Source organism: Ornithinibacillus halophilus, assembly GCF_900129485.1.
Taxonomy (GTDB): domain Bacteria; phylum Bacillota; class Bacilli; order Bacillales; family Amphibacillaceae; genus Ornithinibacillus; species Ornithinibacillus halophilus.
Genome location: NZ_FQVW01000003.1, coordinates 73,314 through 93,274, shown reverse-complemented (window position 1 = coordinate 93,274; position 19,961 = coordinate 73,314). Strand labels below are relative to the sequence as shown.

Below are 19,961 nucleotides of genomic sequence, written 5' to 3'. Positions count from 1 at the left end.
CCTCTTCTCTTGCAAATTAACTTATTTTTTCTGATATTCATTTAGTAAGTTGTCCAATTTTTTACTTGATTGGACAACTTTTTTTGAAGTTAATCCATATGTTGTGCTTAGTTCTATCATTTCTTTCCTACATTTTTCAATTTTTTTAAGTAAGTATGTTTCCAAAGTCCCTTCCTCCGATTAAGTATTTCCATTATACTATAATATGGAAAATATTATATAATTTCAACATTAATAGCAAAATCTTTCAAATATTTCACAGTAAATTACTTTTTTTACCAAATTTGATATGATATATAAAAATAGTACAGAAAAAGTGAAACCTTTTGAATCAATGAATCGTAACAATAATACCGCTAAAGCGGAGGGTACTTACATGGATATGATTATAAAAGAGAAAATAAAACAAGTTAAAAAAGGGAACCAAGCTGCTTTTGAAGACGTAGTTCTATATTATCAGGACAAAATCTATCATCACTGTTTTCGTATGCTTGGTAATGCACATGAGGCGGAGGATATTGCACAAGAGGCTTTTATTCGTGCATATGTTAATATCCATTCCTATGATGATCGAAGAAAATTTTCGACATGGTTATATCGCATAGCTACTAACCTTACGATTGATCGACTTCGAAAAAGAAAACCGGATTATTACTTAGATGCTGAAGTAAAGGGTACGGAAGGTTTAGATATGTACTCGCAACTTGCTTCAACGGACCGGTTACCAGATGAAGAAGTACAAGGGATGGAAATTCAAAATTTTATCCAACAAGAAATATTAAAGCTACCGGCAAAATATCGTAGTATTATAATGCTTAGATATTTAGAAGAGTTTTCCCTTCAAGAGATTAGTGAAATCCTAGACATCCCATTAGGAACAGTAAAAACTAGAATTCATCGAGGAAGGGAAGCTTTACGTAAAAAGCTTCGCCACGTGTAAAGGAGTGAGCCAATTGGATTGTAATAAAGAAACCGTTGAGCTTATGCATAAATATCTAGACGGGGAATTAACTAAAGATGAAGAGATAATGCTTCGTGAACATTTGGAGGATTGTGAAGAATGTCAAAAGCATTTCCATGAATTGAAGCGAACTATAACTCTAATTAAAAGTACCGATACGATTCATGCCCCGAACCATTTTTCGACTAGTGTTATGAAGAACTTGCCTGCCGAAAGAAAAGGAACAAAATATGTTAGATGGCTTAAAATGCATCCAATAATGACAGCTGCTGCTATATTTTTCGTTTTAATGTCAGGGAGTATGTTTACAGCATGGCAACAAGACAGTCAGTTAACGGTTTCAAAACAAGATGATTTAATTATTCGTGGGGATACGGTAATTGTGCCAGAAGATGTCATTGTTGAAGGAGACCTTGTCGTTAAGAATGGGAACCTTCGTGTAGACGGAAAAATAGAAGGCGACGTTACGTTAATCAACGGTAAAATGATTGAGGAGTATGAAATTGAAGGCGAAGGACTAATGGCATCTGTAGGTGAAGTAAATGGTGAGTTTAAGCAGGTAGACAGGGCCTTCGAATGGATATGGTACCATATTCAGAACCTATTTAAGAATATTTTTTCCTTTGGAGATTAAATGGTGTAGAGTTATCTATACCATTTTTCTTTCGTTTAAATAATTGTTAAAACGGGAAAATAATGCTTATACATGTTTGTTGTGATAACGTGTAACACTATAAAATATGGTATAATATATACGCTATTATGTTTAGATGGGAAGAGAAATTAATGAGCAAAAGGGTGAGTAAACATGCTTGATGGGGGATTTAACTTTATAAATATACTACGAATAGGTGTGGATATCGCTCTCATCTGGTATGTTTTATATAAATTAATCATGCTTATACGTGGTACAAAGGCGATACAATTATTAAAAGGTATTATTGTAATCCTAGCTGTACGTATGATTAGTATGCTCTTTGGTTTGCAAACAATTGAATGGATTACAAGGCAAGCTATCTATTGGGGATTTCTTGTCATTGTCATTCTATTTCAGCCGGAACTTAGAAGGGCTTTAGAGCAATTAGGTCGAGGTAATTTCTTTTCTAGAAGTACCAAGTCGGAAGAAGAGCAGCTGAATAAAATGATTGAAGATATCGTTCAATCTTGTAATTATATGGCGAAACGACGAATTGGAGCACTTATAACCATTGAAAGGGAAACAGGGATTGCTGATTATGCAGAAACTGGGATATCAATAAATGGAAAACTCACCCATCAACTATTAACAAATATATTTACACCGAATACACCCCTGCATGATGGTGCGGTTATTATAAAGGGGGACGATATAATTGCTGCTGCTTGTTACTTACCGTTATCTGAAAGTCCATTTATTTCTAAAGAGTTAGGAACAAGGCACCGAGCAGCAATGGGGATTAGCGAAGTAACAGATGCATTGACAATTATTGTATCTGAAGAAACTGGTCATATATCTGGAACTAAGAATGGTGAACTTCGGAGAGAATTAAGTCTTGAAGATCTTCGTACCTACTTACGGGAAAATCTATCTCCGAACATGAAAGCCCCCGATAATAAATCATGGAAGTGGAGGGGGAAAAAGAATGGATAAATGGTTTCAAAGTAAATGGTTTGTTCGTGGAATTGCGCTAGCATTGGCAATATTATTATACATTTCTGTTAATATTGATTCTGAATCAGTTGAAAATGATAATTTAACCTTTTTTCCAAGTAGCTCTCCTGAGACACAAACAGTTGAAGATGTTCCAGTAGAAATTCGTATGGATAGTGAAAAATATGTAGTAAGTGGTATTCCAGAATTTGTAACGGTTCAATTAGAAGGAACGAGTGCAACCCTAGTTGCAACAGCAAGACAACGGAATTTTGATGTATACGTGGATTTAGAAGGGTTAGAAGCAGGTGAGCATACAGTTAGAATTCAAACAGATGTTCCAAGTGAGCTAACTGCAACCGTTGAACCCGAATTTATCGATATTGTTATTGAAGAACGTGCTACAGAAGAATTTAAAGTGAATGTAGATTTTCTAAATAATGAACAATTACCTGAAGGATATGAAATTGGCGAGATTGAAGTCAATCCAGAAACGGTTCTAATTACTAGTTCTAAAAGTGTTGTGGAACAAATTGGAATTGTTAAAGTGTATGTTGATGTTAAAGATACATCAGAATCCATTGAAAATAGGGCATTCCCGGTTAACGTGTACGATAGTCAAGGAAATGAATTACGTGTTCGTATCGAACCAGAGACGGTTTCTGTATCTGTAGAAATTAACAACCCAAGTAAAAATGTTTCTGTTAGTGTTCCTACTACAGGAACACTACCGGAGGGGCTTTCGTTAGTATCAATCGAGCCTAACATTGAAGAAGTGGAAATATTTGCAACTAGTAATACGCTAGAAGGTATTGACGAAATTAAAACAAAAGCTGTAAACTTATCTGACATAACCGAGTCTGGAACAGTTGATCTTCAATTAGAATTACCTGAAGGAGTTCAAGCTCCTGATATTGATGCAATTGAAGTTTCGATTGAATTAGAACAGACAAAACAGTTAGAGGATATTTTAATAGATATTGAACATCTAAATGATGGACAAGAAGTAACATTTATTGAACCAGAAGAACAGACTATGAGTATAACTATTGTAGGAAATGAACAAGATGTTAGTGAGATAACTGATGAGGATATTCGAGTGTACATTGATGTGGAGGACCTTGAAGATGGTGAACATCAAGTTCCAATTCTGATAGAAGGACCAGAAGGGGTTACTATTAATCCAGATATGGAATTAGTAACAATTGAAATATTAACGATAGAATAATAGACAATTCATGTACAATAGTTAAAAGGTCAATAGGAAGTTAAAGGAGAGGTAATATGGGTAAATATTTTGGAACAGACGGTGTCAGGGGAGTTGCAAATAAAGAACTCTCCCCTGAATTAGCATTTAAGCTAGGACGTTTTGGAGGATATGTATTAACAAAAGAAACAAACCGACCAAAAATCTTAATTGGTCGTGACACTAGAGTCTCTGGCTATATGCTAGAGAGTGCACTTGTAGCAGGGTTACTATCGATTGGGGCTGAAGTGATGCGTATTGGGGTCATTTCAACCCCTGGTGTAGCCTATTTAACTAAAGCAACAAGCTCACAGGCTGGTGTAATGATTTCTGCTTCTCATAATCCGGTGGAAGATAACGGAATTAAATTCTTTGGACCAGACGGTTTCAAGCTTTTAGATGAACAAGAAGCAGAGATTGAGAAGCTAATGGATGCAGAAGAGGATACCTTACCTCGCCCTGTTGGAGCTGACGTTGGTGTTGTGAATGACTTTTTTGAAGCTGGACAAAAATACCTCTCCTATTTGAAAACGACAATTGATAATGATTTTGATGGATTACAAATTGCTTTAGATTGTGCACACGGGGCTACATCAAGTTTAGCAACTCATTTATTTGCAGATTTAGAAGCAGATGTCTTAACAATTGGGTCGGCACCTGATGGTCTAAATATTAACGATGGTGTTGGTTCCACACATCCAGAAACACTACAAGCCTTTGTAACAGAAAAAGGTGCCGATATTGGTCTAGCATTTGATGGTGATGGGGACCGTCTGATTGCAGTTGATGAAAAAGGAAACATTGTAGATGGTGATCAGATTATGTATATCTGTGCGAAATATATGAACGAAAAAGGTTTCCTTCGTCATAATACGGTTGTTTCTACAGTAATGAGTAACATTGGTTTTTACAAAGCATTAGAGGAAAATGGAATGCGTAGTGATAAAACGGCTGTTGGTGACCGTTATGTAATGGAGGAAATGCGTAAAGGTGGCTATAACCTGGGTGGAGAGCAGTCAGGACACATTATCTTCCTAGACTATTCTACTACTGGTGATGGGATGCTTTCAGCGATACAGCTAGTTAATGTAATGAAAGAAACTGGAAAACCGTTATCTGAACTAGCAGAAGAGATGACGATCTTCCCTCAAGTTCTTAAAAATATTAGAGTAGTTGATAAACAAAAGGCGTTAAGTGATTCGCGTATTTTGAGTGAGATTGAATCTGTAGAGCGTGAATTAGGTGATGAAGGTCGTGTGCTTGTGCGCCCTTCAGGAACAGAACCATTAGTTCGTGTTATGGTAGAAGCTCCTACTAAAGAGCAATGCGAAAAGTATGCTGACCGCGTGGTAGCACTTATCGACAGTTTATTAGGAACAAAAGAATAATGTATTATAGAAAAACTGCTTCTAAATCTAGGGGCAGTTTTTCTTATGGAAATTAATCATTATAAAAGAACATTTCGCTATTCGAAATATATGGAATAAGTTATAATTATTTACATAAAGTCTATTGTTAGAATATAGTTAAAAGTAAAAATTAACCATTAGGGGGAAGTACGATGATTAAGTTTCCAAAACCAACCGTAGAACAGTTTTTCCGTACATATGTAATTACTGACTTTGCTGTAAGTAAGGATGAGAAAAAATTAATCTTTTGTGCCAATTTAAATGGAAAGATGAATTTATGGGCAATGGACTTGCCTGATACATTTCCATATTTATTTGCACATCATGATGAGTCAAATAGTTTTATTAAATTTGATCCAGAAAATCGTTTTGTCCTGGCTGGGTATGATAAAGATGGGGATGAGAACCATCAAATATATGCAATTCCTAATGAAGGTGGTTTGCCTCAAGGGTTAATCACTGGTGATCCACAAGATAAGTATTTTCTGAGCCATTTAAGTGATGATGGGAAACGCATTTATTACATGACATCAGAAGGAAACCCTAACTTTTTGAATGCCCGTGTACGCAATTTAGATGATAATTCCGACACATTATTAAATGAAGGAGAAACCTCGCCAACTTATTTATCAGCCGTTTCGGATAATGAAGAGGCATTTGTATATTCTCGTACATTTGCGAATACGTATATTCCTTCGTTCGTTAAAATTGGAGAAGAAACCCATGGGTTAACACCAGATTCAAAAAAAGTTCATGTTACAACTAGTCCAACGTTCACTGATAATAACACGATCTATTTTGTGACGGATTATGAAAGTGAATATAGCTACTTAGCTAAATTTGACCTAATTACAAAGGAATTTTCTAAAATATTGTCCATTGAGAACGAAAGTGTGAGTGGGATTCAATGGGATAAATCCAATGGAGTATTTTATTTAAGCACAGAAAATGGTGTACAGGATGACTTGTATCGATATGATCCCAAATCAGGAAAACTTGAGAAACTTGAACTTCCGATTGACGTTATCGAAAAGGTACTAGTTGCCAAATCTGGAACATTGTATGTGTTAGGTAGAAGTGCAACCATTCCACATAATATATTCCAATCTGAGGATGGAGCTAATTGGAATCAATTAACGAATAACCGTGTTTTAGGATTAGATTCAGAAGATATGGTGGAGCCTGATGTGGTAACTTATAAATCATTTGACGGGATGGAAATTGAGGCGCTATTATTTAAAGCTAAACCAGAAAATGACAATGGGCATACAATTTTCTGGCCACATGGTGGTCCTCAAGCATCAGAAAGAAAAATGTTTCGTTCTATGTTCCAGTGCTTTTTAAATCGTGGATATACTATTTTTGCCCCTAACTTCCGTGGTTCAACTGGATATGGGTCATCCTTTGTAAAATTAGTGGAGCAAGATTGGGGAGAGGGTCCACGTTTAGACTGTGTAGCAGGTATTGAGTGGTTGTTTGAAAATAATATTACGAATCGAGATAAGCTATTTTTAGTTGGGGGAAGCTATGGAGGGTATATGTCATTACTTCTACATGGACGTCATGCCGACTACTTTAAAGCAGTAGTTGATATTTTTGGTCCATCTGATCTCTTCTCGTTTGTGAATTCTGTACCTGAGCATTGGAAACCAATTATGGAGCGTTGGGTGGGTGACCCAGAGCGTGACAAAGAACGATTCATTAAAGATTCCCCTGTAACGTATTTAGACGGTATGGTTAAGCCAATGCTTGTAATACAGGGAGCAAAAGACCCGCGTGTTGTTCAAGCAGAGTCTGACCAAATTGTTGCTAAGTTGGAAGAAAAAGGCCGTGACGTTGAATACTTGGTTCTGGAAGATGAAGGTCACGGATTTGCGAAAAAGGAAAATGAAATAAAAGTATATAGTTTGATGTTAGATTTCTTAGAGAAACATCAAGGATAAGGTTGAATAGAATTCTAAATAGGGTATGAAACCACTTAGGTCTCATACCTTTTTTGTTGTAAGACTTAAAATGAACAAAACCAAGCTATGCACATATACTAAAATTATCACCCACAAAAAAAGATTGACCGTTATATCGAATTCAGTTAAAATATGGTGTACCCTTTGAAGGACTTACCATAAATAAGGGTGAAATATTAGTCAAAAATAGAAAGGAGCATAGGGAAAATATTTTCTTAAGCGCCAGGACTATTTTCTGAACGGAATAGAAAGTAGTTGACGAGGGGGAAGGTTATCGAAGTATTCGGCGGATACCTTCCGATTGCTGCATCTCAATCGTATGCTTTTTCTCCAAAACAATGAGGCAACTTATTGGACAAAGAGACGAAGCAAGATGCCTATCACGAGAAAGGGGCAACATGATGGCCCCAGTTTAATGACGTAATAATAATTGAACAGGTCGTTTGTTGCCCCTTAGTATGAGGAGGAACAAAACGATATGTGTGGAATTGTAGGATATATCGGACAAAATGATTCAAAAGATGTCTTATTAAATGGACTTGAAAAATTAGAATATAGAGGATATGATTCAGCTGGGATTGCTGTTCTAAATAATAATGGAGTTCAACTTACTAAGGTAAAAGGTCGTATTGCAACGCTAAGAGAGAAAGTAGACCAAACGGTTTATGCTACGATGGGAATAGGCCATACACGTTGGGCAACCCATGGAATACCAAGCGAAGACAATGCCCACCCTCACCAAAGTACGTCTGGAAGATTTACGTTAGTTCATAATGGGGTAATCGAGAATTATATCGATTTAAAAAAAGAATACCTTCAAGATGTAAACTTTGTGAGTGAAACGGATACAGAGGTAATTGTTCAACTGCTTGAAAAATTATACGAACAATATAACGATACAGCTGAAGCCTTCCGTCAAGCAATGAACTTATTAAAAGGTTCTTATGCCATTGCAATGATTGATGCAGAAGACAGCGATACACTTTATGTAGCAAAAAACAAAAGTCCATTGTTAGTGGGTCTTGGTGATGGATTTAATGTAGTTGCTAGTGATGCTATGGCTACATTAAGGGAAACGGACCAATACTTGGAAATATATGATCAGGAAATTGTTCTTGTTAACCGTAACTTTGTTGAAGTACAAAAATTAAACGGGAAAGTTGTTGATCGTAAACCATATACAGCACAAATTGATGCTGGTGATATTGAAAAAGGTACGTATCCACACTTCATGCTTAAAGAAATCGATGAACAGCCAATTGTTATGCGAAAAATTATTAAAGAGTATCAGGATGAGCATAATGAACTCAAATTGGATGCTAACATTCGTCAAGCAATGAAAGCAGCTGACAGAATCTATATTATCGCAGCAGGAACAAGTTACCACGCAGGGTTAGTTGGTAAAGAGTTTATGGAGAAATTAGCTAAGATTCCTGTTGAGGTGCATGTGGCTAGTGAATTCTCATATAACATGCCATTATTATCAGAACGTCCATTATTTGTGTTTATTTCACAAAGTGGAGAAACAGCAGATAGCCGTTCTGTATTAGTCAAAATTAAAGAAATGGGACATCCAGCACTTACAATTACCAATGTGCCAGGATCCACCCTTTCTCGTGAAGCAGATTATACGTTACACCTTTATGCAGGTCCAGAAATTGCAGTTGCATCAACCAAAGCATATACAGCTCAAATCGCTGTATTAGCAATATTGGCAGTAGACACTGCAAAGGTGAAAGGTCTCGAATTAGACTTCGATCCAATGCAAGAACTAGGGATTGTAGCTAATGCAATGGATGTCTTAACTGGACAAAAAGAAGAACTAGAGCAGTTGACTAGAGATTATTTAGCTACAACTAGAAATGCATTCTTCATTGGTCGTAGTGCAGATTATAATGTAGCCTTGGAAGGCGCATTAAAGCTAAAAGAAATTTCCTATATTCAAGCTGAAGGATTTGCTGGTGGAGAGTTAAAACACGGAACCATCGCTCTTATTGAAGAAGGTACACCTGTTATTGCTTTAGCAACACAGGCAAACGTGAACTACTCAATCCGTGGTAACGTACAGGAAGTTGTAGCTCGTGGGGCAAACGCAATGATTATTAGTATGAAAGGATTAGAACAAGATGATGATGCATTCGTGTTACCTCCTGTTCATGAACTTTTAACACCGCTAGTAAGTGTTGTACCACTACAGTTATTGGCCTATTACGCAGCGCTGCATCGCGGATGTGATGTTGATAAACCACGTAACTTAGCGAAGAGTGTTACAGTGGAATAATAATAAAAAAACTTTCAAGCAATTTATGAAGTTCAATTATTCGTTAAACGTAGGGAATACTCATAGATAGTTATATTCTTTGACTGTTTTCCAAAACAATTTTTTCATTCCCAATTAAGATAAAAACACCTTGCTTAAAAATAGGCAAGGTGTTTTCTGCTTACGTAAATTGTTATAAATATAATAGGATGAAAAATAGCACTGGTGAGAGGTTTTAAAGGTAAGACCTTACCTAAGAAGAATAGTATTGTATTGATTATTCTAAGTAAATGGAATATAATGGCGTAATATTTATTTTTAGGTTAGGAGGGTAATGATGAAGCAGGAAGATGCTGTTAAGGCTATTTCACATAGTTTAATGAAGGATAAACTTGTAAAGGCAATCTTCTTAAAAGGCTCAATGGGAAGAGGGGAATATGATGAATATTCGGATGTAGACCTTTACTGCTTGGTAAATGAAGAAGATGAAGAGAAATTTTTGACACAACGATTAATGCATTTAGAGTCTTATAGAAAGATATTGTTTTATGAAGATTTTTTTATCATTGCACCTCAAATAATAGCAGTCTTTGATAACCTTCTTCATGTAGATTTATTTACTGTTACTGAAAAGAGTTTCAAAGAAAAGGATTTTTTCCAAGTGTTATATGATCCAGAAGGTAAACTAACTAAATATCAATCCACTCAAAATTTGTCACTTTCCTTAGAAGAGTTTAGCGGTTGTGCCTATGATGTAGCTTGGTATCTATTTCAATATAATACGGCGAAACAAAGGGGAAATGACTTATGGGCTGTGGAGATGTTGCAACACGTTATGGTCAACCTATCTAAAGTATTGTTACATAGATATAGACCTGAAAGAGCACAATTAGGATTAAAAAGTCTTGAATCACAATTACCTCCTATTCAGCTGGATAAGGTAAAAACGATTTTCATGCATATAACACCTAATTCCCATTATAAAGCAGTTTATTACTTAATTAGATTATTGAGTGTTGAAATCGATTGGATAGAATCCAATGCAGGAAATAATTCCCAAGCAGTTCCATTTATAAGAATGATGATAAACCTGTTAAATCAGTCAAAAGATGGAATAAAACGAAAGTAAAGATTAAAGGAAGGGGCATGTGTGTTTAAGTTTAAAAATAGAAAATTGGAGGCGTAAAATGGGGATAAGAAATTCAGCCAAGGCATTAATTTTCCAAGATGGAAATTTATTAGCCATTAAGAAGCAGGATAAAGATGGGTTCTATTACATTTTACCTGGTGGTGGTCAAGAACATGGAGAAACTCTTCATGAAACATTACGAAGAGAGTGTATAGAAGAAATTAATGCTCTTGTTGATATTGGAGATCTATTATTTATCAGAGAATATATAGGACGTAATCATGAACGTGCTGAATTTGATTCAGGAGTACATCAAATAGAATATATGTTTTTATGTAATATCAAAAAGGATAATAAAGATATTAGAAATGGAATAGTTCCTGATGATGGACAAATTGGTGTCGAGTGGTTACCGATCCCTGATCTAATAAGCTACCGACTATATCCTCAAGAATTGCGTAAATACATAATGGATTATAAAACTGGAATAAGTAAAAATACAACTGTATATTTAGGTGATATTAATTAAATGCAAGAATATGGAAAATTAATTTACTAGTTCATGTTAATTATTGTAGACTGGATTTACAAGTATATTAATAGGTGGAACTGGAGGTTCTATAATGGTAGTAAAAAACAAAGAATTGTCACAAGAACAACAAGAAGAATTGCTTCAAATATTAAAGGAACGTTTTGAGAAGAACATGCATCGTCATGAATCGCTTGTTTGGGCAAAAGTCCAGGAGAAACTGGAGGCAAATCCAGAAAAACTGTGGTCATTGAATCAGATGGAAGAAACTGGTGGGGAACCAGATGTAGTTAATTTTGATGAAGACATGAATGAGTATATCTTTTTCGATTGTTCCCCAGAAAGCCCTAAAGGACGCCGCAGTGTTTGTTATGACCGTGAAGCATTAGAATCTAGAAAAAAGCATAAACCAGAAAATAGTGCGATTGATATGGCTACAGACATGGGTATTGAACTTTTAACTGAAGAACAGTATCGTGAACTGCAGAAACTAGGTAAGTTTGATACGAAAACCTCAAGCTGGGTACAAACACCATCAGATATTAGAAAGCTTGGTGGATCACTTTTTTGTGATTATCGTTTTGGACACGTCTTTTTGTACCACAACGGAGCAGATTCTTACTATGGTGCCAGAGGCTTCCGTGGTGCGCTACGGGTGTGAAAGCAGATAAACATAAATCCATTCCGATTGTTTTGGAATGGATTTTTAATTTTGAACTAATCCATACATCATATAGATAAAAAGGAGGAATTTACCAAATAAGTTGTATAAAATGAAACAAAATAATATGGAATAACGTATAAAGAATTTGAAATAAAGAAATTTATCTCTTAATAAGTGCTAAAAGTGTTTTAGTATTTGAGGGGATTGGATTTTTTGAATTAGGAGTCTTAGTCTTTGTAGAGCAATTTGCAAAGCTCTAAATAAGACATTAGATGATTTATTTTGGGATGAATAAATAAAGGAGTGTTAGTGTGGAAGAACCAATTTTGACATTGGAAAATGTAAACAAGAAAATAGGAAAGCATCATATCATTAAAGACCTTTCATTTGATGTCTATCCTGGTGAAGTATTTGGTTTTCTTGGTCCAAATGGGGCTGGGAAAACTACGACGATTCGTATGATTGTAGGTCTAACGAATGTAACTTCTGGAGAAATAAAAATTAACGGGAGTAGTATTAGTAAAGATTATAAAAAGGCGATTGAAAATGTTGGTGCCATTGTTGAAAATCCTGAATTGTATCCATACCTTTCTGCTAGAAAGAATTTAATACACTTTGGACGTATGAGTAAAAATGTAACAGAAGAAGATATTCAACAACGACTTGAACTAGTGGGGTTAGACCACGTTAAGGATAAAAAGGTAAAACGTTTTTCATTGGGAATGAAACAACGTTTAGGTATTGCACAAGCAATGATACATAATCCGAAAATATTAATTTTGGATGAACCAACAAATGGTCTGGATCCAGCAGGAATAAGACAGATGCGTGATTACTTACGTGGAGTAGCCAAAAAAGAAAACATTGCTATTTTGGTTTCTAGTCATGTGTTATCGGAAATGGAATTAATGTGTGATCGGTTTGCCATTATTAAAGAGGGGAAATTGGTACAAGTAGAAGACGTATCAAATGAATCAAATGAAGAAGTGGTAAGCAGCTATCGTATGGAAGTAAATGAGGTGGAAAAAGCAAAAGTCTTTATAGAAGAACAACTGGATACAACAGTTGAAATTCAAGATGGGATGCTTAAAGTCCAAGTATCTAAAGAGGGAATTGGTAAGATGGTTTCAAGTTTAACGAGGAACGACATAATTATCTACCAAGTAATTAGAGAAAAACAAACATTAGAAGATCGATTCTTACAAGCAACAAGCCAGGAGGTGTCCTAATGCTACTGAAATTAATACAAAACGAATGGATGAAGTTATTTAATCGGATTAGCACCTATATCATGTTAGGTATTTTAGTTCTCGGAGTATCTGTCACAGCAATAGTAATCTTTTTTAACCAAACGGAAAGTAGTGAATTACCATCAGAGGAAGAATGGAAATCAGAATTACAACAATCTAACGTGAATTTGGAAGCAAATTTAGATGATATGGTAGGTGGGTTTGATAATTATTATTTAAGAAGCTTTTATGAAAATGAGCTGGCCATAAATAATTATCGTATCGAGCATAATCTATCTCCTCATGAAGAAACCAATGTCTGGTCTTATATTGATATTAATACAGCATTAGTTAGTCTAATAGGGGTATTTGTTATCATTGTAGGAGCATCAATTGTTGCACATGAATTTAATAAAGGAACCATAAAGCTGTTATTGGTTCGCTCAGTATCTAGAACACAAATTTTAGCTTCAAAGTTTATAACAACGATACTATTCGGATTATTTCTTTTAGCTATATTGTTTAGCTTGTCATTTATCGTTGGTTCTATATTATTTGGATTTGATGGTTCATCGATTCATCTATCGGCAATCGATGGAGAAGTGAAGGAACGCTCAAGAATTCTCTTCTTAGGCCTAAGTTATTTATCTAGTTCAGTTACTTTACTGATGTTAACTGCATTTTCATTTATGATTTCCACTATATTTAGAAGTGAAACCATTGCTATTGCATTATCGGTTATGTTCTTATTTATTGGTACCAATGCTACTAGCATTTTGGCACTATTTACAGACTGGGCAAAATATTCTTTATTTGCAAATACAGACTTGCAGGTGTACTTTGCGGATGGGCCAATGATTGAGGGAATGACACTTGGTTTTTCCATTGCAGTCCTAGTTATCTATTTTGTAATATTCCTATACTTAGCCTTTATCTTCTTTAAGAAAAGGGATGTCAGTATTTAAATTAAATGTGCTCTTAGTGGGATAGATTCTATTCCACTAAGAGTTGTTATATACTTGGGATATTTCTTTCTCAGCAATTACTTCGTTTGCAGCCTCTTGTTTCTTGTGTTCGTCTACAGAATCTCCGGTCATCTTATTCATGGATTCGATAGGATAGTTCTCCTTTATTCCATTTTGAACGCTTATTTCACCATCAGTATTTGATTGATTAGGCATATTAAATTTTTTCTTTTTATCATTCATTATAATCACCTCTATCATAGACTGTGTATTAGAGAGGTAAATTATGCTTTTTTGTAATAACAACCCCACTAGACGAGGTGGTATAATGATACTAAGAACGATTAGTTACAATTTATTTTAAAGGAGAGGATAAAAGTGAAAAACACGTTAAAAAAAGGTCTGTCTCTAGGTTTAGGATTAGCTGTAACTACTAAGGAACAAGCAGAAAAAGTAGTTGATGAGTTAGTTGAAAAGGGTGAAATAAGTAAGCAAGAATCAAAGGAATTTTTTCAAGAGTTATTAGAAAAAGGTAAAGAAACTCAAAAACAATTGGATGACAAAATTTCGAGCAAACTACATCAACTATTAGATGAGTTAGATTTAGCAACAAAAGAAGAAGTAGATAAACTAAAGAAACGCATTGAGGAATTGGAAAAAGATAAAGATTAAACTAAAGTAACTTATAGAAAGGAGGGGTCTCTATTTTTGAGAAACGTATACGACACTTGCAACGATATCGGGATATCGTAACAGCCTTTTCAAGAAATGGTTTTGGTTATATTGCAGTGGAGATGGGTCTACATGATTTATTGTCTATTCCCAAAAGAATCTTCATGAAGGACAAACAAAAGATACGCAAGAAGACTACAGGTGAACGTATTCGCTTGTTTATGGAAGCCCTAGGACCGACATTTATAAAACTTGGACAATTTGCTAGTACAAGATCTGATATTTTACCAAAGGATATTATTATCGAATTAGAGAGATTACAAGATCATGTTTCGCCATTTTCCACCCAAGAAGCAATAACAATCATTGAACGTGAACTAGGTAGTAATATAGATACGTTATTTTCTGAATTTAAGGAGACTCCTCTAGCTGCGGCTTCTATTGGACAAGTTCATTATGCTGTTTTACATTCAGGGAAACAAGTAGCTGTCAAAATACAACGGCCTAACGTTTTCAATACAGTTCGAACTGATTTAGAGATTTTAAATGATTTAGCAGCTCTGGCTGAAAGTCGCCTGGAAATAGCAGCAAAATACCATGTTCGTGACATAATTAAGGAATTTTCCATTTCATTACGTGAAGAATTGGATTATATGAATGAGGGAAGAAATGCAGAGAAAATCGCAAAACAGTTTGTAGATAATCCCAAAATAGCAATACCTAATATATATTGGGAATATACCTCACAAAAAGTACTAACAATGGAATTTGTACAAGGGACCAAACTCAATGATCCGGAAAAATTGGTGGAAAACAACTTAAATCAAAGTGTATTAGCTGAAAATGTAGTAGATAGTATGTTTCATCAAATCTTTATCGAGGGATTCTTTCATGGTGATCCACATCCAGGAAACATCTTAGCTCAAAAGGAAGAGCAAATCGTCTTTATGGATTTTGGTCTAGTAGGGCGCGTAACTGCTGAAATGAGAGGAAATTTATCGTCTTTTGTAATCGCATTAATGCGACAAAATACAGATGGCATGGTGAAAGCAATCTCTAAGATGGGAATGGTAGAAGATGATGTAGATATGACGCGACTTAGAAAGGACATTGATCTGTTAAAAGATAAATATTATGATGTTCCTCTAAGTCAGGTTAGTTTAGGTGATGCGGTCAATGATTTATTCTCCGTTGCCTATAAACATCATATTAAAATTCCAGCAGACCTAACGTTACTTGGGAAAACGTTGCTAACAATTGAGGGTTTGGTGGAAGAATTAGATCCGAATCTTAGTATCATAAAAATGGCAGAACCATTTGGTCGCCAACTTCTAAAGGAAAGGTACCATCCCAAAAAAGTATCTGAACAAGTGATCCGAGATTTAACGGAATACGGTGAGATTATTTCGGATATGCCACAAACAATAAAAGAGCTCAAACAAGTAATAAAAAAAGGAAAGATCCGTTTAGAAGTATCAGCACCTGAAGTCGATAAGTCATTAAGAAAACTAGATAAAATAAGTAACCGGCTTAGTTTTAGTATTGTTTTATTGTCTTTTAGCATAATAATGGTGGGTTTAATTGTAGGTTCTGCAGTCGTTAGACAATCAACTTTGCTTTGGAATATTCCAGTAATTGAAGTTGGGTTTATTATTGCGATTATCATGTTTTTATGGATTTTATACGCTATTTTTCGATCGGGAAGATTTTAAAAACAAAAGAGGTTTTTCTATGAAACAAGTATACAGCGATGTTCTACAGTTTCGAGGGAACCATTATAATTTTGGTTATTGGCAGGGAGAATTGCTGAAGGATTCTCCAATACTACCTAATCGTGAGAAACAATGGGCCCCAAAAAGAGAACGTCACTTTAGAATTGATGAACGTGTAGTAAAAAAGACCATCTTACAATTTGCTCCAGGAGTTTGGGAGGAAATTGAAGGGTTGGCAGATTCTTTGAAATGGAACATGCGTGATGCCATACGAGAATTCGGCGGATACTATTTGGAATATGGTAGAAGTGGTTGTTCTGTGTTAACGAGTAAGGACTATATGGTGCGTAATTATGATAATCACCCATTATCCTACGAAGGACGTTATCTAGCTTATCAACCGACTGATAGAGGTTATGCGATAATTGGGCCTTCAATGCAAATCACAGGAAGAATTGATGGGATGAATGAAAAAGGATTAGCTGTGGGATATAACTTTGTGAATCGTAAAGGCTCAGGAGATGGCTTTATTTGTAATATGATAGGGAGACTACTATTAGAAGTCTGTAGTAATGTTGAGGAAGCAGTAGATCTATTAAAAGAGATTCCCCATCGACATACATTTAGTTATATCGTACTTGACCAAACAGGAAAGTCATCAGTCGTAGAAGCATCCCCACGGAAAATTGAAGTCCATCAATCCAATGCATGTACCAACCATTTTGAAAAACTTACCGATGAAAACCGATATCGCGTGGAAGAATCGATAAACCGTCAAGAAGTAATTAAGCAGAAGAGCTTGGATTTACATGATCCATATGAGGCCTTTCAATTAATGAATGATGTAGAGCAAGGTGTCTTTTCTAATAAGTATGGAGCCTGGGCAGGTACACTTCATACGGCAATTTATTTGCCAAAACAAATGAAAGTAGGTTTTTCTTTAGGAGGTAATCAACCTCCATATATGATGGATTTCCAAAGATGGCTAGACGGATATAAATTAGCAGCGACACGAATCAAGGGTAGCTTAGATAATGAATCTCCGTTTATCAATATGGTGCTGTTGGATAAGGTAGACATCGTTTTGTAAAACAAAAAATCGCACGAGAATGCGATTTTTTGACTTTCAGGAAATTATAAAAACATATTCCCTAATTTCTTTAAGAAATCGAACGATTATCCGGCATGTGCTGAAGTAATTGGCTGACAGCTTGTTCACCAAGCTCTTCCCATCTTGATTTATCCCTTATGTACCCATCTTTATCAGCTGGTTCTTGGAATTGGTTAATTCCTGTAGCAGCCAACAATGATTGCTCTTCCTTATCTAAGCCAAAATTAACGACATGTTTAATAACAAAGGGTCTTTTGAATTTTAGTAATGCGTTTGGCCGATCAAGTTCTCCTTCAATGACGTGAAATGGTATTCGGACATAATATGTATCTGGTCCCTCTCTATGCATGATGCCATCAATAAAGCCTCCATCATATTCCCAACCACCACATAATCCGAATCCATTTTGTTTTGCAATCTTCATCATTTCACCAAAATAAATAGTTTTTCCTTCTATATCCGTATCTAGTTGAATCAATAGAATCACTCCTGGATTTAATTTTCTTGATTAGTATTAACAGAATTTGGAATTAAATACAGGATAACTAAGAAATTTTAAGGGTGAAATCGTTCTAGAACTTAATAAAGACAGTCCTCTCAAAAAAAGGACTGTCTTTACTCTTTTGTATCTTAAGTTGTTTGGTCATAGGAGTTAACTTCAAATAAATCAATTAAGTCGATTTTTGGATGTTTATCCTTAAACCAATTAAGCGCGAATTCATTACGGAATAGTACTAAGAAGTTATCCTCACGGTCACGCACCAATAAATTACGCTCATCGAATAAGGATGGATCGACTTGCTCTCGATTTAACCAGCGAGGTATTCGTTCTCCAATCGTTTCAAATAGTACCTCAACATTGTATTCGTTTTTCATTCGATATTGGAATACCTCGTATTGAAGTTCACCAACAGCACCTAAAATAAAGGATTCATCACGGTGTCCCCTGAATAATTGAATGGCACCTTCTTGGACTAGCTGTTCAATCCCTTTTCTAAATTGCTTAGCTTTCATTACATTTTTCGCTGTGACCTTTTTGTATATTTCTGGTGGGAATTGTGGTAATTCGTCATATTCAAACTTACCTTTTCCACCAATTAATGTGTCTCCTATTTGATAAACATTTGGGTCATAGATTCCAATTATGTCACCAGCATAAGCTTCATCAATCGTGTCTCTGGTAGAGGCTACAATTTGTTGAGATTGGGATAGCTTGATCACTTTTCCGGTTCTTGCTACCTTTACACTCATTCCTCGTTCAAACTTTCCAGAACAGACCCTTAAAAATGCAACGCGGTCACGGTGTGCTGGGTTCATGTTCGCTTGGATCTTGAAAATAAATCCTGAGAATTCCTGGTTATCTGGCTGAATAACCCCTTCTGTTGATTTTCTAGGCTTTGGATTAGGTGCCAAGGAAATAAATGTATCAAAAAAGGTTTGAACACCAAATGGAGCTAGCGCACTCCCGAAAAATACTGGAGTTTGCTCCCCTTGAAGAATAGCATCTAGTGAGAATTCATCACCGGCTTCTTCGACTAGCTCTAATTCATCGCGAGCAGCTTCAAAAGTAGGCTGGGAAACTAACTCTACTTCTTGATCTAATTCATGAAAAGGGATATACGTTTCTTCCTCGTTCCCATTAAATTTAACAAATTGTTTTTCGTAACGGTCAAAAATACCTAAAAACCGTTTGCCCATTCCAGCAGGCCAATTCATTGGATAGGTCTCAATGTCTAAAACCTCTTCAATCTCTTCTAATAATTCTAGTGGTTCTTTTCCTTCTCGGTCCATTTTGTTAATAAACGTAAAAATAGGAATTCCACGCATACGGCAAACTTTAAACAACTTTATAGTTTGTGCTTCTATTCCTTTTGTTCCATCAATAATCATAACTACACTATCGACTGCAGTAAGTGTTCGATACGTATCTTCACTGAAGTCTTCGTGTCCTGGGGTGTCTAGTATATTGACTTGTGCACCTTGGTAGGAAAAGTTCATAACACTAGATGTAACGGAAATCCCACGTTGTTTTTCAATTTCCATCCAGTCTGAAGTAGCAAACTTTCCACTCTTCTTCCCTTTTACCGTTCCGGCAGAGCGAATTAAGTTTCCGTATAATAATAGTTTTTCAGTTAAGGTTGTTTTCCCGGCATCAGGGTGGGAGATAATAGCAAATGTTTTTCGTTTATTTACTTCTTTTTGTATTGTCATAGTCATAAAATCCCCTTCGTTAGTATTTGTTTTTATTTCATTTGGGATTTTGTTTACATTGGTATGATTCTCCTTCATATTAAGTCTAGACGTCTCATGCTTTTCTAAAAGATATGAAAGTATAAATTTCAGAGATGTCTAGCTCCGAGCGCCTGCGACTAGCGAGACTTCCTTCGCCTCCGTACGATAAGTCAACATCGCCTCCCGATGGTCGTCGTGTTTCCTTTATCTCCTACGCCTCAGTCCAGTCCGTACGTCGCAAAGCGGGC

The 19,961-nt window shown here is 35.7% G+C and carries 19 protein-coding genes; 15 read left to right on the top strand and 4 right to left on the bottom strand.

All coding sequences use genetic code 11. From position 1 onward, the window contains the following. Positions 1–21: 21 nt before the first annotated feature. On the bottom strand, positions 22–165 hold the full coding sequence (locus tag BUB12_RS03700) for an aspartyl-phosphate phosphatase Spo0E family protein (RefSeq protein WP_072888164.1): 144 nt from the start codon (positions 163–165) through the stop codon (positions 22–24). Between the two features lie 211 nt (positions 166–376). On the opposite strand from BUB12_RS03700, the gene sigW reads away from it, so the two are divergent. The 12 genes from sigW to BUB12_RS03640 all read left to right on the top strand — a co-directional run bounded on the left by sigW (position 377) and on the right by BUB12_RS03640 (position 13,986). Further along, positions 377–940, top strand: coding sequence for an RNA polymerase sigma factor SigW (gene sigW / locus BUB12_RS03695; RefSeq protein ID WP_072888162.1), 564 nt, complete (start codon positions 377–379; stop codon positions 938–940). A 13-nt stretch (positions 941–953) separates the two neighbouring features. After that, entirely contained in the window at positions 954–1,595 is a 642-nt protein-coding gene (locus BUB12_RS03690) for a zf-HC2 domain-containing protein (RefSeq protein WP_072888160.1), read from the top strand. Between the two features lie 174 nt (positions 1,596–1,769). Further along, positions 1,770–2,591: a diadenylate cyclase CdaA gene (gene cdaA / locus BUB12_RS03685; protein WP_072888158.1), complete on the top strand. Its 822-nt coding sequence runs from the start codon at positions 1,770–1,772 to the stop codon at positions 2,589–2,591. Further along, positions 2,584–3,819, top strand: a complete 1,236-nt coding sequence (locus BUB12_RS03680) for a CdaR family protein (protein WP_072888156.1) — start codon at positions 2,584–2,586, stop codon at positions 3,817–3,819. Before cdaA ends, BUB12_RS03680 begins: the two co-directional genes overlap by 8 nt. A 56-nt stretch (positions 3,820–3,875) precedes the next feature. Beyond that, positions 3,876–5,225 carry a phosphoglucosamine mutase gene (glmM, locus tag BUB12_RS03675; protein ID WP_072888154.1) on the top strand — a complete coding sequence of 450 codons (1,350 nt, stop codon included), beginning with the start codon at positions 3,876–3,878 and terminating at the stop codon, positions 5,223–5,225. A 173-nt stretch (positions 5,226–5,398) separates the two neighbouring features. Next, positions 5,399–7,189, top strand: coding sequence for a S9 family peptidase (locus BUB12_RS03670; protein ID WP_072888152.1), 1,791 nt, complete (start codon positions 5,399–5,401; stop codon positions 7,187–7,189). A 499-nt stretch (positions 7,190–7,688) separates the two neighbouring features. Then, positions 7,689–9,491, top strand: a complete 1,803-nt coding sequence (gene glmS, locus BUB12_RS03665) for a glutamine--fructose-6-phosphate transaminase (isomerizing) (RefSeq protein ID WP_072888150.1) — start codon at positions 7,689–7,691, stop codon at positions 9,489–9,491. Between the two features lie 316 nt (positions 9,492–9,807). Then, on the top strand, positions 9,808–10,599 hold the full coding sequence (locus BUB12_RS03660; RefSeq protein WP_084063209.1) for a nucleotidyltransferase domain-containing protein: 792 nt from the start codon (positions 9,808–9,810) through the stop codon (positions 10,597–10,599). A gap of 58 nt (positions 10,600–10,657) precedes the next feature. After that, complete coding sequence (locus tag BUB12_RS03655) at positions 10,658–11,128, top strand: NUDIX domain-containing protein (RefSeq protein WP_072888146.1); 471 nt, start codon at positions 10,658–10,660, stop codon at positions 11,126–11,128. Positions 11,129–11,222: 94 nt separating this feature from the next. Continuing rightward, entirely contained in the window at positions 11,223–11,789 is a 567-nt protein-coding gene (locus BUB12_RS03650) for a DUF4256 domain-containing protein (protein WP_072888143.1), read from the top strand. 314 nt (positions 11,790–12,103) lie between these two features. After that, positions 12,104–13,021: an ABC transporter ATP-binding protein gene (locus BUB12_RS03645; RefSeq protein ID WP_072888141.1), complete on the top strand. Its 918-nt coding sequence runs from the start codon at positions 12,104–12,106 to the stop codon at positions 13,019–13,021. After that, positions 13,021–13,986 (top strand): ABC transporter permease, encoded by a 966-nt coding sequence (locus tag BUB12_RS03640; RefSeq protein WP_072888138.1) that lies wholly within the window; start codon positions 13,021–13,023, stop codon positions 13,984–13,986. The genes BUB12_RS03645 and BUB12_RS03640 overlap by 1 nt, the downstream gene beginning before the upstream one ends. A 36-nt stretch (positions 13,987–14,022) precedes the next feature. On the opposite strand, the gene BUB12_RS03635 is transcribed toward BUB12_RS03640, so the two are convergent. Then, positions 14,023–14,229: a hypothetical protein gene (locus BUB12_RS03635; protein ID WP_072888137.1), complete on the bottom strand. Its 207-nt coding sequence runs from the start codon at positions 14,227–14,229 to the stop codon at positions 14,023–14,025. Between the two features lie 135 nt (positions 14,230–14,364). Between BUB12_RS03635 and BUB12_RS03630 the strand changes: the two genes are divergently transcribed. From BUB12_RS03630 to BUB12_RS03620, 3 genes are read left to right on the top strand one after another with little or no spacing between them, the layout of a single operon-like run. After that, the gene (locus BUB12_RS03630) at positions 14,365–14,658 is read left to right on the top strand and encodes a phasin family protein (protein WP_072888135.1); all 294 of its coding nucleotides are present in this window, start codon (positions 14,365–14,367) and stop codon (positions 14,656–14,658) included. A gap of 32 nt (positions 14,659–14,690) precedes the next feature. After that, positions 14,691–16,370: an ABC1 kinase family protein gene (locus BUB12_RS03625; protein ID WP_200801015.1), complete on the top strand. Its 1,680-nt coding sequence runs from the start codon at positions 14,691–14,693 to the stop codon at positions 16,368–16,370. Between the two features lie 19 nt (positions 16,371–16,389). Further along, positions 16,390–17,460: a C45 family autoproteolytic acyltransferase/hydrolase gene (locus BUB12_RS03620; protein WP_072888131.1), complete on the top strand. Its 1,071-nt coding sequence runs from the start codon at positions 16,390–16,392 to the stop codon at positions 17,458–17,460. A 70-nt stretch (positions 17,461–17,530) separates the two neighbouring features. Here the strand turns inward: BUB12_RS03620 and BUB12_RS03615 are convergent, their stop codons facing one another. After that, complete coding sequence (locus tag BUB12_RS03615) at positions 17,531–17,968, bottom strand: YugN family protein (protein WP_327196128.1); 438 nt, start codon at positions 17,966–17,968, stop codon at positions 17,531–17,533. Between the two features lie 143 nt (positions 17,969–18,111). Beyond that, a complete protein-coding gene (locus tag BUB12_RS03610; protein ID WP_072888127.1) occupies positions 18,112–19,692 on the bottom strand; it encodes a peptide chain release factor 3 in 1,581 nt (526 codons plus the stop codon). Positions 19,693–19,961: the final 269 nt, after the last annotated feature.